This window comes from Streptomyces sp. NPDC088733, assembly GCF_044751185.1.
Lineage (GTDB): Bacteria > Actinomycetota > Actinomycetes > Streptomycetales > Streptomycetaceae > Actinacidiphila.
This window is the reverse complement of sequence record NZ_JBIVLH010000001.1, coordinates 552,120-568,846: the sequence shown is the minus strand read 5'-3', so window position 1 is coordinate 568,846 and position 16,727 is coordinate 552,120. Positions and strand designations below refer to the sequence as shown.

Here is a 16,727-nt window from a genome sequence, read left to right as displayed (position 1 = left end):
TCGCATCCCTCAAGGAGGCATCATGACCACCACGCACGACGCCGCCCCGACCGCCGTCACCGCATGGGGCGGCCCGCTGGTCCGCCAGGCCGTCGTCCTCGCGGGCGGGCAGGCCAGCAGGCTGCGCCCGTACACCGACCGGATCCCCAAGGCCCTGGTGGAGGTGGCCGGCCGGCCGATCTTCGAGCACCAGGCGCACTGGCTGGCCGCCGAGGGCATCGAGGACGTGATCATCTCCTGCGGCTACCGCGCCGACGCGCTCCAGGAGTACGTGGACACCCATCCGCTGCCGCTGCGCGTGCGCATCGTCGTCGAGGACGAACCGCTCGGCCGCGGCGGCGGCCTGAAGTACGCCGCCCGCGGCCTGCCGCACCCCGGAGAGCGCTGGGCCGGTCTCAACGGCGACATCCTCACCCGCTTCTCGCTGCGCGACCTGGCCCGCGCCCACGTCGAGCGGTCCGCGCTGGCCACGCTGGCGGTCACCGCGCTGAAGTCCCCGTACGGCATCGTCGAGCTGGCCGGCGGCGACCGGGTCAGCAGCTTCACCGAGGCGCCCGTGCTCCCGCACTGGATCAACGCCGGCGTCTATCTCTTCGAGCCGGAGGTCACCGCCCTCCTGCCCGACCTCGGCGACCACGAGGACACCACCTTCCCCGCGCTGTGCGAGCAGAACCGCCTGTCCGCGTACCGCATCAACGGCTACTGGCGCGGCGTCGACAACGCCAAGGACCTCAAGGAGGCCACCAAGGAGGTGGCCGCCTTCGGCTGGGTCCGCTCCCTCGAAGCGGTGTAGCCGGCGGGCGCGGACCGCGCGGGAAAAGCCGGTCAGCGCTCGTTCAGGTTGGCCGCGAGCAGGGTGAGCGCACGGTCGAGGAGGTCGGCCAGGTCGGCGCCGCCGCCGGTGTCGATCCAGTGGAAGATGGCCTCGCCCCAGGCGCCGATCAGCGCCCCGACGACGACCCGGATCTCGAAGTCGTCCTCGGGGCGCCCCAGGCGCTCGGCCGTGACGGAGGACAGCAGCAGGCTGGACTGCTGGATGTTCTCGCCCATGCGGGCGCGGATGGCCGGGACGGTGCGCGCCAGGCGCAACCGCTGCCGCATCTCGTCCAGTTCGGCCGGGTCGGCGAACATCTCCCGCATCGGTCCCAGCAGCGCGTGCCGGATCGACTCGACGATGGGCTCCGTCGCCGGGCGGTCGCGCAGCGCGGCCACCATGACGGGGTCGTACTCGTCGGTGAGGACGATGTCCTCCTTCGTCGGGAAGTACCGGAAGACCGTGCTGGCGGAGACCTCGGCCGCGTCCGCGATCTGCTCGACGGTGGTGCCGTCGTACCCCTGCGCCTCGAAGAGCCGGTAGGCCGCGCGGCGGATGGCCCGGCGGGTCTGGATCTTCTTGCGCTCGCGCAGGCTCGGGCGTGTCGGGCTGGTCGGTGCGGTCACGTGGTCATTGTCGGGCATCGACCACCGGCGCTGCCACGTCGGCGGGAGCCGCCGTCCGCGGCTTCCCGCCGGTGCCGGGCAGGAAGAGGGCGGTCAGGACGGCGGCCGCCACCGAGGCGGCGCCGCAGACGAGCAGGGCGAGGTCCATGCCGTGCACATAGGCGGCGTCCGCGGAGGCGGCCAGCGCCCGGTCGCCGAGGGCCGCGGCCACCGCGTGCGCGGCACCGACGGAGTCCGCGGCGGTGCCGGCGGCCGCGGCGGGCAGGCCGGTGGTGTCGAGCCGGTCGGTGTACGCGCCCGCGAGCAGGCTGCCCAGGATCGCCACGCCGATCGCGCCGCCGGTCTGCCGCAGGGTCATCAGCAGCCCGGAGCCGGCACCCGCGCGTTCCCTCGGCAGGGCGCCGAGCGCGGCGTCCATGGCCGGGATCATCGCGAAGCCGAAGGCGAACCCGGTGACCGACAGCCACAGCGCGGTGAACCCGTAGCCGTCGTGGACCTGCGTACGGCTGCCGAGCACGGCGGCCCCGGCGAGCACCAGCAGCCCGGCGGTCACCACCGGCCGTGCCCCGAACCGGGCCACCAGCGGCGCGCTGCCCCGGGCCGCCACCATCAGGCCGCCCATCATGGGCAGCAGCCGCAGGCCGGTGCCCAGGGCGTCGTTGCCGAGCACGGCCTGAAGGTACTGGGGCAGGACGAAGAGCAGCCCGGTGAGGATGAACGTGACCAGCGTCGCGGCGACCGCGTTCCACAGGAAGCCGCGCTGCCGCAGCAGTCCGAGGTCGAGCATCGGCCGCTCCTGGCGTCGTTCCCGCATCACGAGTCCGGTGAGCAGGGCGAGCGCGCCGAAGAGCGCGAGGAGCACCAGGGGGTCGGTCCAGCCGCGCCGCGGGGCCTCGATGATGCCGAGAACGAGCGTGCCGAGTCCGGTCATCGCCAGCACGGTGCTCGGCAGGTCGATCCGGGGGGTGGCGGGGTCGCGGGTCTCGGGGAGCAGCAGCAGGCAGGCGGTGATGCCGACGGCGACCAGCGGGATGTTGATCAGGAAGATCGAGCCCCACCAGAAGTGGTCGAGCAGGGCGCCGCCGATGATCGGCCCGAGCGGCAGGCCCAGCGCCATGGCGGCGGTGACCGCGCCGACGGCCTTCGAGCGCTCCTCGGGCCCGAACAGCGAGGGGAGCACGGACAGCGCGAGCGGCATCACCAGCGCGGCCCCCAGGCCCATCACCGTGCGGGCGGCGACCACTGTTCCGGGGCTGCCGGCGAGGACGCCGAGCACGGAGCCGGCGAGGAAGACCGCCAGGCCCGCGATGAGCATCCGGCGCCGCCCCCAGCGGTCGCCCAGCAGGCCCGCCGGGAGCATCGCGGCGGCGAACACCACGGTGTAGGCGTCCACGATCCACTGCTGGTCGCCGGTGTCGGCGCCGAGTTCGGCGGCCATGGTCGGCAGGGCGACGTTCAGGATCGTCATGTCGAAACCGAGGACGAGCATGCTCGCCACCAGGGCCCCGAGGGCCCACCAGCGGCGGGGGTCGTTCGTTGTCATGGCACAGCTCTTTCTGATAGCCGACGTCAAATGACAGTGACTCTCAAAAAAGAGTAGCTATCAATGCGGGCATGCGAAAGCCCCGCGGACCGCCGGTGCGGTGCGCGGGGCTCTCGGGGCCGCTGCGGGTGGCTACGCGTGGGTGTAGGCCACCAGCGAGATGCCGACGTAGTGGGCGATGAAGGCCGCGAGCGTGAACGAGTGGAAGACCTCGTGGAAGCCGAAGAAGCGCGGCGAGGGGTTGGGGCGCTTGGTGCCGTAGACGATCGCGCCGATGCTGTACAGCAGGCCGCCGACAATGATCAGCACCAGCACGGCGACCCCGCCGTGCCGCATGAAGTCGGGCAGGAAGAAGACGGCCGCCCAGCCGAGCGCGATGTAGCAGGGCGTGTAGAGCCAGCGCGGGGCGCCGACCCAGAAGACCCGGAAGGCGATGCCGGCCAGGGCTCCCGCCCACACCAGCCAGAGCAGTATCTCCTGCTTGCCGGTGGGCAGCAGGAGCAGCGTGAACGGCGTGTAGGTGCCCGCGATGATCAGGAAGATGTTCGCGTGGTCGAGCCGGCGCAGCACGGCCTCGCCGCGCGGGCCCCAGTTGCCGCGGTGGTAGAGCGCGCTCACGCCGAACAGCGCGCAGGCGGTCACGGTGAAGACCGCGCAGGCGATCCGCCCGCGGGTGCTCTCGGCGAAGGCGGTCAGGACGACGCCCGCGACGAGGACGGCGGGAAACATCCCGGCATGCAACCACCCCCTGAGCTTGGGCTTCAGCGGGGCGGTGGCGGAGGCGAGTTCATCAAGGGCGGGAGGCACAACGGGAGTCTCGTCCACGGAGCTCATGGGGTCAATGCTACCTACGCTGGCGTAGGTTACCGTGAGGTAATTTGCAATGTCGCCGGACGTTGGGAGTGGCGATGCTCACCCCACGCGCCCTGGACAGATCGTGTTTCCTGTCCTGATACTCATATGAGTGCGGTCGGCACCGGATGAGCAACCCACGAAGCAGCATCCGGGTCGCAGCCCCCAAGGGGTCCCAACAAAACACCCTCGAAAACTGACGCCAGGTGAGTGCACACCGGGCGGAACGGAGCGATCGTGGCGCGCGTCAATGCGGCTCCCACCCAACATCAGGACCTGATCGCCTGGGTCGGCGAGATCGCCGAACTGACCCAGCCCGACGAGATCGTGTGGTGCGACGGCTCGGAGGAGGAGTACCAGCGCCTGGCCGACGGGCTCGTGAAGCAGGGCACCTTCAAGAAGCTCGACCCGATCAAGCGCCCCAACTCGTACTACGCCGCCTCCGACCCGACCGACGTCGCTCGTGTCGAGGACCGCACCTTCATCTGCTCGGAGAAGGAGCAGGACGCCGGTCCGACCAACCACTGGATGGCTCCCGCCGAGATGCGGGAGATCTTCACCGGTGAGGGCGGTACCGGGGGACTGTTCCGCGGCGCCATGCGCGGCCGGACCATGTACGTGGTCCCGTTCTGCATGGGCCCGCTGGGCTCCGAGCTGTCCGCGCTCGGTGTGGAGATCACCGACTCCGCGTACGTCGCCACCGCGATGCGCACCATGACGCGCATGGGTCAGGACGTGCTGGACGAACTCGGCGAGGACGGCTTCTTCGTGAAGGCCGTGCACACCGTGGGCGCCCCGCTGGAGCCCGGTCAGGACGACGTTCCGTGGCCGTGCAACTCCACCAAGTACATCTCGCACTTCCCCGAGAGCCGCGAGATCTGGTCCTACGGCTCCGGCTACGGCGGCAACGCGCTGCTCGGCAAGAAGTGCTACGCGCTGCGCATAGCCTCGGTCATGGCGCGTGACGAGGGCTGGCTGGCCGAGCACATGCTCGTCCTGAAGCTCACCCCGCCGCGCGGCGGAGTCGAGGCCGTCAAGTACGTCGCCGCCGCCTTCCCCAGCGCCTGCGGCAAGACCAACCTCGCGATGCTGGAGCCCACGATCCCCGGCTGGACCGTGGAGACCATCGGCGACGACATCGCCTGGATGCGCTTCGGCGAGGACGGCCGCCTCTACGCGATCAACCCCGAGGCCGGCTTCTTCGGCGTCGCGCCGGGCACCGGCGAGCACACCAACGCCAACGCCATGAAGACCCTGTGGGGCAACTCGGTCTTCACCAACGTCGCCCTCACCGACGACAACGACGTCTGGTGGGAGGGCATGACGGAGGAGCTCCCGGCCCACCTCACGGACTGGAAGGGCAACTCCTGGACGCCGGAGTCCGGGACACCCGCCGCCCACCCCAACGCCCGCTTCACCGTTCCCGCCGCGCAGTGCCCGACGATCGCGCCGGAGTGGGAGGACCCGAAGGGCGTGCCGATCTCGGCCATCCTCTTCGGCGGCCGCCGCGCCTCCGCGGTGCCGCTGGTCACGGAGTCCTTCGACTGGCAGCACGGTGTCTTCCTCGGCGCCAACGTCGCCTCCGAGAAGACCGCCGCCGCCGAGGGCAAGGTCGGCGAACTGCGCCGCGACCCGTTCGCCATGCTGCCGTTCTGCGGCTACAACATGGGCGACTACTTCGGCCACTGGGTCGGGCTCGGCAAGACGCACGACGCGGACAAGCTGCCGAAGATCTACTACGTGAACTGGTTCCGCAAGGACGCGGACGGCCGGTTCGTGTGGCCGGGCTTCGGCGAGAACAGCCGCGTGCTCAAGTGGATCGTCGAGCGTCTCAACGGCCGGGCCGAGGGCGTCGAGACCCCGATCGGCGTGCTGCCGGCCGAGGGCTCCCTCGACGTCACGGGGCTCGACATCGAGCAGAAGGACCTCGACCTGCTGCTGTCGGTCGACCTCGACACCTGGCGCGAGGAGGCCTCGCTCATCCCGTCCCACCTGGAGACCTTCGGCGACCACACGCCCAAGGAGCTGTGGGACGAGTACCGCGCCCTGGTGAAGCGCCTGGGCTGACGCCCACCGGAATCCGGGGCGCCCGGCCCTCCTCGCGTGTGCGGCGCGGGCGGGCGGTCCCGGCGGTAGGCACGGCCCGGCGGCGGGGGGTCCCTGACCCTGACCACCCTCGCCCGGCGGGTCCGGCCGACCCTCACAGCCCGGGGCCCGGGCATGACGCGTGCGACGTCGTGCCCGGGCCCCGGGTCGTTCAGACGGTGCCGGCGTGGGCGGCGAGACGGCGCTCGGCGAGCGCCGCGGCCTCCGTGTCCTGCCGTGACTCGGCGACGACCAGTGCCCGGCCGGCGAGCGCGTGCGCCCGCCGGTGGAGGGCGGCCCTGCGGTCGGGATCCCCGGCCCGCGGACCGGCGGGGAGCCGGAGCGGCCGCCGTCCGTGGTACAGCCGCGTCACCACGTCCGCGAGCTGTTCCGCCGCACGGTCGAGCTCGGGGCACGGTACCGGCCCCCGCAGCTCGTCGGTGACGGTCAGCAGGGCGGCGAGGTGTCCGGCGAGCTGGAGGTCCAGCTCCTCGTCACGGCTGCGTCGCGGAAGGCGCGGTGCCGCCGCCGTATGGACCGATTTGGTGCGGATCGGTTCGTACATGGGTGCACTCCTCCTGCATTCAGGAGTACATCCTACCTTGGACAGAGTCTAAGGAGGGAGTGAATCGAGCCATCCGGCCTACGGCTGGCCGTAACCGTCCAGGAACCGCCCGATCCGGCCGACCGCGTCCGTCAGATCCTCCTTCGACGGCAGCGTGACCAGCCGGAAGTGGTCCGGCTCCGGCCAGTTGAAGCCGGTGCCCTGCACCACCAGGATCCGCTCCGCGCGCAGCAGGTCCAGCACCATCTGCTGGTCGTCCTTGACCTTGTAGACCTTGGGGTCCAGCCGCGGGAACGCGTACAGCGCGCCCTTCGGCCGCACACAGGTGACGCCGGGGATCTGCGTCAGCAGCTCGTACGCCACGTCCCGCTGCTCGGCCAGTCGCCCGCCCGGCAGCACCAGGTCCTTGATCGACTGGCGGCCGCCCAGCGCCGTGGCCACCGCGTGCTGCGCCGGCACATTGGCGCACAGCCGCATGTTGGCCAGGATGGTCAGGCCCTCCAGATAGCTGGTCGCGTGCTCCTTGGGGCCGCACACCGCGAGCCAGCCGCTGCGGTAGCCCGCCACCCGGTACGCCTTCGACAACCCGTTGAAGGTGAGCGTCAGCAGATCGGGGGCGATGGCCGCGGTCGGGGTGTGGGTCACCCCGTCGTAGAGGATCTTGTCGTAGATCTCGTCGGAGCAGACGATCAGGTTGTGCCGGCGGGCGATGTCGGTCAGCTGCCGCAGCAGCTCGTCGTCGTACACCGCGCCCGTCGGGTTGTTCGGGTTGATGATCACCAGCGCCTTGGTGCGGTCGGTGATCTTCCGCTCGATGTCGGCCAGGTCGGGGAACCAGTCCGCCTGCTCGTCGCACCGGTAGTGCACCGGCGTGCCGCCGGACAGCGACACCGCCGCCGTCCACAGCGGGTAGTCCGGAGCCGGGATCAGCACCTCGTCGCCGTCGTCCAGCAGCGCCTGCATCGCCATCTGGATCAGCTCGGACACCCCGTTGCCGAGGTAGATGTCCTCGACGTCCAGGTCGATGCCCTTGGTCTGGTAGTGCTGCATCACCGCGCGCCGCGCCGGGAGGATGCCCTTGGAGTCGCCGTAGCCGTGCGCGCCGCCGAGGCTGCGCAGCATGTCCTCCAGGATCTCCGGCGGGCACTCGAACCCGAAGGCCGCCGGATTGCCGGTGTTCAGCTTCAGGATGCGGTGACCTGCCGCTTCCAGCCGCATGGCCTCCTCCAGCACCGGGCCGCGGATGTCGTAGCAGACATTGGAGAGCTTCGTGGACTGGATCACCTGCATGTCCGTGAGCTTACGGCCAGCCCACCCCCCTCGCCCCGTGTTCTTGGCCACCTGTGCGCCGAATGGTGACGTACCGCTACTCTCGCCGCATGTTCTCGTTACTCAACGACGAACCTGTCACCAGTGCCGACGACGACCTCCTCGGCGCGGGGCGCCCCGCGCGGCAATTGGCCCGGCTGCTCCTCGACTCGCGTGGCTCCACCCCGTTCACCCTCGCCGTCGACGCCGGCTGGGGGACGGGCAAGAGCAGCCTGATGCGCCTGGTCGACGCCGAGCTGCGAGGCACCGCCGACGTCCACACCGTCTGGTACAACGCCTGGACCTCCCGCGGCGCGGACGCCCTGGAAGGCCTGATCAAGTCCGTCCTGATGCAGTTCGACCGCCGGCTGCTTCGCCGCGCCCTGCACCGCGCGACCGAGCACCGTGCCCTGCTGCGGGTCCTGCGCGCCGCGACCGCGCTGCTCGCCGGACCGCTCGGTGCGGCGGGCCTGGTCGACGAACTGTGGCGCAGCCTCTCCGCCGATGCGCAGGCCCGCAACGAGATGCGGGACGCCCTGCGGGCCCTGGCGACCCAATGGGCCGGCAGCGGCGAGTACGCCCCGCGGCGGCTGCTCGTCGTCTTCATCGACGACCTCGACCGCTGCACCGAGGAGACCGTGCTCGCCGTCTGCGAGGCCGTCAAGGTCTATCTCGACGTCCCGGGGGTGGCCTTCGTCATCGGCTGTGACCGCTCCGCGCTGTCCCCGGGCGGTCTTCTCGGCGGCCTCTCCCCGGCGGGTTCGGCCTTCATGGAGAAGGTCTTCCAGACCAACTACCGTGTCCCGCCCCCGGAGGACATCGAGGGGTACGTGCGCGGATGCGCCGAACGGGCCGGCATCGGAGCCCTCCTCGAGGACACCCACGTCGGCCTGCTCGCCGAACGCACCGGGGGCAATCCGCGCCGGGTCAAGAAGCTGCTCAACGGCCTCGTCCTGGAGGCCGGGCTCAACCCCGTCTGGCAGGACTTCGGTCCCGAGGTCATGCTCCGCACGCTCCTGCTCCAATACCTGTACGGCGACTTCCACAGCGTGCTGATCGGCGGCCGCGGCAGCGATGCGATCAGAGAGTTCCTGGACTACCGGGCAGTGCGGCGCCTGCTGCGCTCGCCCGCGGCGCCCACCGGCCAGGGTGACGCACTGGTGCGCCGCCTTCTCACCGAGCACGAGGTGCCGCTCGCTGCCGACCCCGGACCGCAGGAGCGCGCCCAGGCCCTGGCCGAACTGGAGCGGCAGCTTCCGCCGGCCTTTCCCGCGCTGGTCGCGGACCGTGCGTTCACCTCCCTCGTCGACGACCTCGTCCGCATGCCCGAAGCCGCCGAACTGATCCACCGCCTGCGACGCTCCCCCCAGGCCGCCGTGGTCACGACCGTCGACCTGGACGGCCCCGAAGCTGGGCCCGGCCCCGAACCCTCCCCGGCCCCGGACGACGGCCCGTACTCCGGACGGCGCGTGCTGTGGATCGACGACAACCCCGGGACCGTCGCCACCGAGGTACGGGCTCTGCGGCACAACGGCGCCCACGTCGAGGTCGTCGAGGACCGCACGGGTGCCGAGGAGCGGTTGCCGCTCGCCGCCGCGGACCTGCTGATCTCCGACATCGAGCGGCACGGCGATCCCCGGGCGGGCTTCACCGACCTCGAGCACCTGCGCGGCACAGGCCTCCACACCGGCCCCGCGGTGTTCTACGCGGGATGGGTCTCCCCGGAACGCGAGGAGCGGGCCCACCGGGCCGGCGCCCTCGGGGTCGTCTGCGAACCCGCCGTGCTGCGCGAGCTCATCGACCAGGTCCTGCGGCACCCCGGGCCCGCACCGAACGGCCCGCCAGCACGTCGGTGCGACGGCCGTCCTCGATGACGAACCGGCCGTCGATCAGCACGTACGGAATGCCCGTGGGCAGCGCCCGCGGCCGCTCGAACGTCGCGCCCGCCGCCACCGTCGCCGGGTCGAACAGCACCAGGTCGGCGCGGTACCCCTCGCGGACCAGCCCGCGGTCGGGCAGCCGCAGCCGGGCGGCGGGCCGGCCGGTCAGATGCGCGACGCACTCCTCCAGCGGGAGCACGCCGAGCTCGCGCACGTAGTGGCCCAGGTAGTGCGGGAAGGTGCCGTACGCCCGGGGGTGCGGCTTGTCCCCGACGAGCAGGCCGTCGCTGCCGCCGGTGTGCACGCGGTGCCGCATGATCGCCCGGACGTTCTCCTCATGCCCCACGTGCTGGAGGATCGTCGTGCCCAGGCGGTCCTCCAGCAGCAGGCGGCGCGCGGTCGCGAAGTCCGGGACCCGGCGGCCCACATGGCCCGCGAGGGCGGGCTCCCGCACCCCGGAGACCTCGATCGACGACCAGTCCATCGGCACGCCGTGGCAGCCGTCCGAGCCCTCCACCTCCATCACGTGCCGGATGCGCTCCGCCTGCGCGTCGTCCCGGAGCCGGGCGAGAGTCGCCTCGGGGCCGCCCTCCGTGGCCCAACTCGGCAGGGTCGCCGCGAGCGTCGTGGAGCCCGGCAGGTACGGATAGCTGTCCAAGGTGATGTCCCCGCCCGCCGCCAGTGCCTCGTCCAGCAGCGCCAGCAACTGCGGGGCACGGCCCTCGTTCACCCCGAAGTTCATCGTCGCGTGCGCCAGATGCAGCGCGCAGCCGGCCTCCCGGGTCAGCGCGATCATCTCCGCGTACGCCTCCAGCGCCCCCGCGCCGTAACTGCGGTGGTGCGGGCAGTAGTAGCCGCCGTGCGCGGCCACGACCCGGCACAGCTCGGTCAGTTCCGTGTCCGAGGCGTACATCCCCGGGGTGTACGTCAGCCCCGACGACATCCCCACCGCCCCCTGCGCCATGCCCTCCGCGACCAGCCCCCTCATCCGGTCCAGCTCCGCCGGGGTCGCCGGGCGGTCCTCCCACCCCACGGCCAGCATCCGCACGGTGCCCTGCGGGACCAGGTACGCGGCGTTCACCGCGACCCCCCGGTCCAGGCGGTCCAGGTACTCGCCGACACTGCGCCAGTCGTACTCCAGACCCTCGGGATCGCCGTTCCACCCCGCGAGTTGGCTGCGCAGCTCGGCCAGGGTGCGGTCGTCCACGGGCGCGTACGACAGGCCGTCCTGGCCCAGCACCTCCAAGGTCACGCCCTGCGCCGCCTTCGCCTCGTGCGCGGGGTCGGTGAGCAGGGCGAGGTCGCTGTGGGCGTGCATGTCGATGAATCCTGGCGCGAGCGCCAGGCCGGTCGCGTCCAGTTCGCGGCGTGCGCCGCGTATGTGGGGCTGGATCGCGGTGATGCGGCCTTGGCGGATGCCGACGTCGGCTCTGTACGGTGCACCTGCGGTGCCGTCCACGATGTACGCGTTCCTGATCGCCAGATCCATGTGCGGCGCTCCTCCTCGTCCGTAAGGTTTTTTCCCCGCCCTCCCTCCCGAGTGCCCGGCGCGGTAAGTGCGGGCCCCGCTGGGTGCGTTGTGGGGTCGGCGCCGCTCCGGAGTCCTCCCCCAACCTTCGGCCGGGGGGACCCCCACGGCGCTCGCGGGTTACCCCTGCAATTCGTGTACTGCGGTCGCCGCTCGTCCCCTGCGGGCGGACCCCGGCGCACCCCCTCCCGGGGCCGGTTGGGGCGGCTTACGGCCGGTGGGGTGTCTGTTGGCGGTGACGGCTGCGCACTTTGTTGGCGCTGCGCCAACGGGTGCCCGAGCACGGTGCCGCTTCAGACCACCCACCGGGGATCAGGCGCGGAGACTACGGAGGGGGCGGGGTCGGAGGGGTGGCGTTCTGGACACTGGAGCATATTTGGGTGCACAACCCGGAGTGATCAATCCCGGGTACCTGAGGCACCTAAATGTGCTGTCCAGAATGGCAGCCCCGGAGGCCCCGAACCCGGCCCCCGACAACGCGCGTCGGGGCGCCCAGACTTCATGGGCACACGGGCGGGTGGGCGGGGGACAAACCTGGGTCAGAAGAACGTGCGGAGGAAGTCCGTGACCAGCCCGGTCTCGCCCACCACAGGCACAAGCTGCCATTTGTCGAACGCCGTGCACGGGTGCGACACCCCCAGCCCCACCCAGTCCCCGACCGCCAGGTCGGCCCCCTCTGGCGCCACGTCCACGAACGCGTGCTGGTCGGCGAGTTTCGTGACCGTCAGCCCGGTCGCCGGGACGGTCGACCCGTCCGCGCGGCGCACGACCTGCGGCACGGGGAGGTCGAGGTCGTAGGGCGCGTCGCGCTTGCCCGCGTTGAGGAGGGCGAGGCCCGGTTCGGGCCGGGAGAGCACCTGGGTCCACAGCCGGAACGCGGGTTCCAGCGATCCCTCACCGGCGAGGCGGTCGCGGAAGGGGGTGACGTCCCTGTAGTGGACGTCGTCGTGGGTGACGTAGGCCCCGGACCGCAGCAGCTTCAGCACGGGCCGGGACAGGGAGAGCGCGCCGAAGGACTCCGCGACCGCGTCGAACCATTCGCTGCCGCCGGCGCTGACCACGATCTCCTCGGTCGAGGCGAACCGCCCGGCCGAGTCGAAGTCCCCCGCGAGGGCGACGAGTTCGTCGAGCCAGGCCCGCGGGTCCGCCGCAGGCGCCTCGTAGCCGGCGACGCCGACCAGCCGCAGGTACCGGGACGCGGTCACCGCGTCGGCGACGGACGCCGCCTCGGCCGCGCCGCGCGCCCCCGTGCGGCCGCCGGCCGCGCCGAGTTCCACGACGACGTCGATGACGTGGGTGAGCGCGGCGTCCATGAGTTCGACGCCCCGTACGGAGTCGACGTAGCAGACGAAGCGGAAGTCCGGGTCCGCCGCGAGTTCGCGGGCGAGCCAGCGCAGCGCCGCCGCGTCGACGATCTCGTTGGCGAGGAAGACCCGCTGCACGCCGAACGCCCGGTAGACCCGCACCTGGTGCGGGGTCGCGGCGGTGATGCCCCAGGCGCCGTGCTCGATCTGCCGGGCGAACAGCTGGGGGGCCATGGAGGTCTTGCCGTGCGGCGCGAAGGCCAGCCCGTGCTTGGCCGCGTACGCGGCGAGCTGCGTGAGGTTGTGCTCCAGGGCGGGTGCGGAGAGCGTGAGCAGCGGGGTGGTGAAGCCGCCGTCGAACAGGGAGCGGCGTTCGGCGGCGAGTTCGCCGACGGTGCGTCCGTCCGCGTCGGGCGGAAGGCCCTTGAAGCGGTGGTCCACGCGTTCCTCGCGCAGCTCGTCGATCCGCATCGCGCCTCCCAGGGGCGTTGCATGATGTGCAACGGTCATTGCGTGCTGTGTTGCGACGTGTCTAACATCCCTGCCGGCGCCGGGTCAACGGTGCCCGGAGGGAGCCGAGGTGACCGTGGACGTCGTGTGCGTGGGCGAGTCCATGGTGACCTTTGTGCCCTCCGCGCCGGGGCAGCGCCTCGCCGAGGCCGCCGCGTTCACGCGCGGGACGGGCGGCGCCGAGTCCAATGTGGCCTGCGCGCTCGCCCGGCTCGGCCACACCGCCCGCTGGATCAGCGGGGTCGGCGCGGACCCCTTCGGGGACCACCTGCTCGCGGAGATCGCCGCGGCCGGGGTCGACGTGTCCGGCGTGCGCCGCGACCCCGACCGCCCCACCGGGGTCTACTTCCGCACCGGCGACGGCGAAGTCGCCTACTACCGGGCCGGCTCCGCGGCCGCCGCCCTGTCCCCGGCGGTGGTCGGCCGCGAGGAGGCCTGGGCGGGCCGGGTCCTGCACCTGTCCGGCATCACGGCCGCGCTCTCGGCGGCCTGCGCCGCCCTCGTCCACGAGCTCACCGCCCCCGCGCCCGGCCGCCCGCTGATCTCCTTCGACGTCAACTACCGCCCCGCGCTGTGGCGTTCCGGTGATCCGGCGCTGCTCGCCGTGCTCGCCCGCCGCTGCGACGTGGTCCTGGTCGGCGAGGACGAGGCGCAGGCCGCCTGGGGCCTGCCGGACGCCGACGCCGTGCGCGAGGCGCTGCCCGAACCCGCCGTCCTCGTCGTCAAGCAGGGCGCGCTCGGAGCCATCGCGTACGAGGGCGGCGGGGGCGTCTTCGTGCCCGCGGCCGCCGCACCCGTGGCCGACCTCGTCGGTGCGGGGGACGCCTTCGCCGCCGGGTTCCTGTCCGCGACGCTGCGCGAACAGCCGCTGCCCGACCGCCTCGCCCGCGGCCATGCGCTGGCCGCCGCGGCGATCGGGGTACGCGGCGACTCCCTTGCCGCCCTGGGCGAGGAGGCATGGGGGAGACTGCGCGCATGAGCCAGACCGTGGACCGCGCGCTGCGCATCCTGCCCCTGCTCGCGGAGGGGCCCGCCAACCTCGAACAGGTCGCCACCCGCCTGGACGTGCACAAGTCCACCGCGCTGCGGCTGCTGCGCACCCTGCACGAGCACGGCATGGTCTACCGCCAGGACGACCAGCGCTACCGCCTGGGCGCGCGGCTGTTCGCGCTCGCCCAGGAGGCGATGGAGCACCTGGACGTCCGGGGCATCGCCCACCCCCACCTCGTCGCCCTGGGCGAACTGACGGGCCACACCGTCCACCTCGCCGTGTACGAGGAGGGCGAGGTCGTCTACATCGACAAGGTCGAGAGCCGGTACCCGGTCCGCATGTACTCGCGGATCGGCAAGCCCGTCGCCGTCACCGTGGCGGCCGTCGCCAAGCTGCTGCTGGCCGATCTGCCCGAGGCCGAGCGGCGCGCGGTCGTGCGGGGGCTGGAGTACCCGCGCTACACCTCCCGTTCGACCCCGGACGCCACAGCCCACCTGGCCGAACTCGCCCGTGTGCGCGAGCAGGGCTGGGCGAGCGACCTCGGCGGGCACGAGGAGTCGATCAACTGCGTCGCCGCGCCGATCCGCGGCGCCGACGGCCGTGTCGCGGCCGCCTGTTCCCTGTCCGCCCCGAATGTGGTCGTCAGCGCGGAGGAGCTGCTCGAACTGCGTCCGCAGATCCAGCGCACCGCGGAGGCGATCAGCCGCGAGTACTCCGGAAAACCGAGCCAAGGAGCCTGATGAGCGACAAGACCGCGATCACCCCGCCGGGCCACACCACCCCGCCCGCCCGGTTCTCCCACGGCGTCCGCAAGGGCGGCATCCTCCAGGTCGCCGGCCAGGTCGGCTTCGGTCCCGCGGTGGCGGGCCGGGCTCCCGCCCCGGTCGGGCCGGGGCTGCGGGAGCAGACCCTGCAGACGCTCGCGAACGTCCAGGCGGTCCTGGAGGCGGGCGGCGCCTCCTGGGAGGACGCCGTCATGATCCGCGTCTACCTCACCGACACCGCCCACTTCGCCGAGTTCAACGCCCTCTTCGACGCGTACTTCGCCGACCTGAAGGGCGCCCCCGCCGCCCGGACGACGGTCTACGTCGGCCTGCCCGCCGGGCTGCTCGTCGAGATCGACGCCCTCGCCGTCCTGGACTGACGACCGCCCCCCACCGCGCCACACGTCCCACCCCAGCACCCGTACGCCGTCCCGTGGTCCCCCCATGCCCGAAAACCCACCGGGAGCCCGAGTGAACACCGAACCCGTCCCCCACACCGGCGGTCTCATAGCCCTGATCCCCGGCACCGCCGGGCTGCTGACCGTCGCCGTCCTCGGCATCGTCCTGTTGCTGTTCCTCATCATCAAGGCCAGGCTCCAGCCCTTCGTGGCGCTGCTGGCGGTCTCCATCGCGGTGGCGCTCGCCGCCGGGCTGAGCGTCACCGAACTCTTCGGCACCGTGCAGCGGTCGACCGCCACCAGCCTCATCGAGACCGGCATGGGCGGCATCCTCGGCCATGTCGCGATCATCATCGGCCTCGGCACCATGCTCGGCGCGATCCTGGAGATCTCCGGCGGCGCCGAGGCGCTGGCCGGCCGGCTGCTCGGCGCCTTCGGCGAGCGGCGGGCCCCGCTGGCGATGGGCCTGACCGGGCTCGTCTTCGGCATCCCGGTCTTCTTCGACGTCGGCATCTTCGTGCTGGCCCCGCTGGTGTACGCGGCCGCCAAGCGCAGCGGAAAATCGATTCTGCTCTACTGCCTCCCGCTGCTCGCGGGACTCTCCATGACGCACGCCTTCCTGCCCCCGCACCCCGGCCCGGTGGCCGCGGCCGCCGTCTTCCAGGTGGACCTCGGCTGGGTCGTCCTGATGGGTGCGGTCTGCGGCCTGCCGGCGGTACTGGCGGCGTGGGCGTTCTCGGCGTGGATCGGCCGGCGCATCTTCGTCCCCGTGCCGCAGGACATGGCGGACGCCGTCGAGGAGGCACGGCAGGCGGTGCTCGGCGACGGCCGGGAGCCGGCTGCCGCGCCGCGTCAGGAACCGGTCTCCGTCGGCATCGTGCTGGCGATCATCGGCACCCCGCTGGTGCTGATCCTGCTGGCCACCTTCTCCTCCGTCACGATGGACGAGGGCACCGCCCGTTCGCTGCTCACCTTCTTCGGGCACCCCTTCGTGGCGCTGACCCTCGCGCTCTTCCTCGCGTACTGGCTGCTCGGCATCCGGCGCGGCTGGAGCCGGCGGAGCCTGGAGCAGGTCTCCACCGCCTCGCTCAAGCCGATCGGCAACATCCTGCTGGTCGTCGGCGCGGGCGGCGTCTTCGGCGCGGTCCTCAAGGCCAGCGGCATCGCCGACGCGCTCGCCAAGGCCTTCGGGGACGCCGGGCTGCCGGTGATCCTGCTGGCCTGGCTGCTGAGCGTGGCGCTGCGGGTGGCCCAGGGCTCGGCGACCGTCGCCATCGTGACGACGGCGGGCATCGTCCAGCCGGTGCTGGCCTCGGGGCACTTCTCGCAGGCCCATCTGGCGCTGGTCATCTGCGCCATCTCGGCGGGCTCGATCTTCGCCTCGCACGTCAACGACGGCGGATTCTGGATGGTCGCCAAGTACTTCGGCATCAGCGAGCGCGACACGCTGCGCACATGGACGGTGCTGGAGTCCGTGCTGTCGGTGGCGGGCTTCGCCGTCGCCGGCGCGGTGAGCCTGGCGGTCTGAGCGTGACACCGCGCCCCCGGGGGACGGGACC

The 16,727-nt window shown here is 72.2% G+C and carries 14 protein-coding genes; 7 read left to right on the top strand and 7 right to left on the bottom strand.

The features are described from left to right. The first annotated feature begins 22 nt into the window (after positions 1-22). A complete protein-coding gene (locus tag ACIP64_RS02585; protein WP_401580844.1) occupies positions 23-793 on the top strand; it encodes an NDP-sugar synthase in 771 nt (256 codons plus the stop codon). Positions 794-825: 32 nt separating this feature from the next. Here the strand turns inward: ACIP64_RS02585 and ACIP64_RS02580 are convergent, their stop codons facing one another. The 3 genes from ACIP64_RS02580 to ACIP64_RS02570 form a co-directional block, all read right to left on the bottom strand. Then, positions 826-1,458 carry a TetR family transcriptional regulator gene (locus ACIP64_RS02580; RefSeq protein WP_401580842.1) on the bottom strand — a complete coding sequence of 211 codons (633 nt, stop codon included), beginning with the start codon at positions 1,456-1,458 and terminating at the stop codon, positions 826-828. Continuing rightward, a complete protein-coding gene (locus ACIP64_RS02575) occupies positions 1,445-2,983 on the bottom strand; it encodes an MFS transporter (RefSeq protein WP_401580840.1) in 1,539 nt (512 codons plus the stop codon). Before ACIP64_RS02575 ends, ACIP64_RS02580 begins: the two co-directional genes overlap by 14 nt. Before the next feature lie 132 nt (positions 2,984-3,115). Beyond that, the gene (locus tag ACIP64_RS02570; protein ID WP_401580838.1) at positions 3,116-3,817 is read right to left on the bottom strand and encodes a hemolysin III family protein; all 702 of its coding nucleotides are present in this window, start codon (positions 3,815-3,817) and stop codon (positions 3,116-3,118) included. A gap of 255 nt (positions 3,818-4,072) precedes the next feature. On the opposite strand from ACIP64_RS02570, the gene ACIP64_RS02565 reads away from it, so the two are divergent. Next, entirely contained in the window at positions 4,073-5,902 is a 1,830-nt protein-coding gene (locus ACIP64_RS02565) for a phosphoenolpyruvate carboxykinase (GTP) (protein ID WP_401580836.1), read from the top strand. Between the two features lie 190 nt (positions 5,903-6,092). On the opposite strand, the gene ACIP64_RS02560 is transcribed toward ACIP64_RS02565, so the two are convergent. Next, positions 6,093-6,485 carry a hypothetical protein gene (locus ACIP64_RS02560; protein WP_401580834.1) on the bottom strand — a complete coding sequence of 131 codons (393 nt, stop codon included), beginning with the start codon at positions 6,483-6,485 and terminating at the stop codon, positions 6,093-6,095. Positions 6,486-6,563: 78 nt separating this feature from the next. Next, complete coding sequence (locus tag ACIP64_RS02555) at positions 6,564-7,775, bottom strand: pyridoxal phosphate-dependent aminotransferase (RefSeq protein WP_360901780.1); 1,212 nt, start codon at positions 7,773-7,775, stop codon at positions 6,564-6,566. A gap of 89 nt (positions 7,776-7,864) precedes the next feature. Between ACIP64_RS02555 and ACIP64_RS02550 the strand changes: the two genes are divergently transcribed. Next, entirely contained in the window at positions 7,865-9,667 is a 1,803-nt protein-coding gene (locus ACIP64_RS02550; RefSeq protein ID WP_401580832.1) for a P-loop NTPase fold protein, read from the top strand. Here ACIP64_RS02550 and ACIP64_RS02545 read toward each other — a convergent pair. Next, entirely contained in the window at positions 9,588-11,162 is a 1,575-nt protein-coding gene (locus tag ACIP64_RS02545) for an amidohydrolase family protein (RefSeq protein WP_401580831.1), read from the bottom strand. The two genes, ACIP64_RS02550 and ACIP64_RS02545, sit on opposite strands and share 80 nt — an antisense overlap. Positions 11,163-11,740: 578 nt before the next feature. Beyond that, entirely contained in the window at positions 11,741-13,015 is a 1,275-nt protein-coding gene (locus ACIP64_RS02540) for an alanine racemase (protein ID WP_401580829.1), read from the bottom strand. A gap of 70 nt (positions 13,016-13,085) precedes the next feature. Here ACIP64_RS02540 and ACIP64_RS02535 point away from each other — a divergent pair, with 70 nt between their 5' ends. The 4 genes from ACIP64_RS02535 to ACIP64_RS02520 all read left to right on the top strand — a co-directional run bounded on the left by ACIP64_RS02535 (position 13,086) and on the right by ACIP64_RS02520 (position 16,696). Beyond that, positions 13,086-13,994 carry a sugar kinase gene (locus ACIP64_RS02535; protein ID WP_401580827.1) on the top strand — a complete coding sequence of 303 codons (909 nt, stop codon included), beginning with the start codon at positions 13,086-13,088 and terminating at the stop codon, positions 13,992-13,994. Then, positions 13,991-14,746, top strand: coding sequence for an IclR family transcriptional regulator (locus tag ACIP64_RS02530; RefSeq protein ID WP_401580825.1), 756 nt, complete (start codon positions 13,991-13,993; stop codon positions 14,744-14,746). Before ACIP64_RS02535 ends, ACIP64_RS02530 begins: the two co-directional genes overlap by 4 nt. Further along, positions 14,746-15,150 carry a RidA family protein gene (locus ACIP64_RS02525; protein WP_401580823.1) on the top strand — a complete coding sequence of 135 codons (405 nt, stop codon included), beginning with the start codon at positions 14,746-14,748 and terminating at the stop codon, positions 15,148-15,150. Before ACIP64_RS02530 ends, ACIP64_RS02525 begins: the two co-directional genes overlap by 1 nt. Before the next feature lie 91 nt (positions 15,151-15,241). Next, positions 15,242-16,696, top strand: coding sequence for a GntP family permease (locus ACIP64_RS02520; protein WP_401580822.1), 1,455 nt, complete (start codon positions 15,242-15,244; stop codon positions 16,694-16,696). The last annotated feature ends 31 nt before the right edge of the window (positions 16,697-16,727 follow it).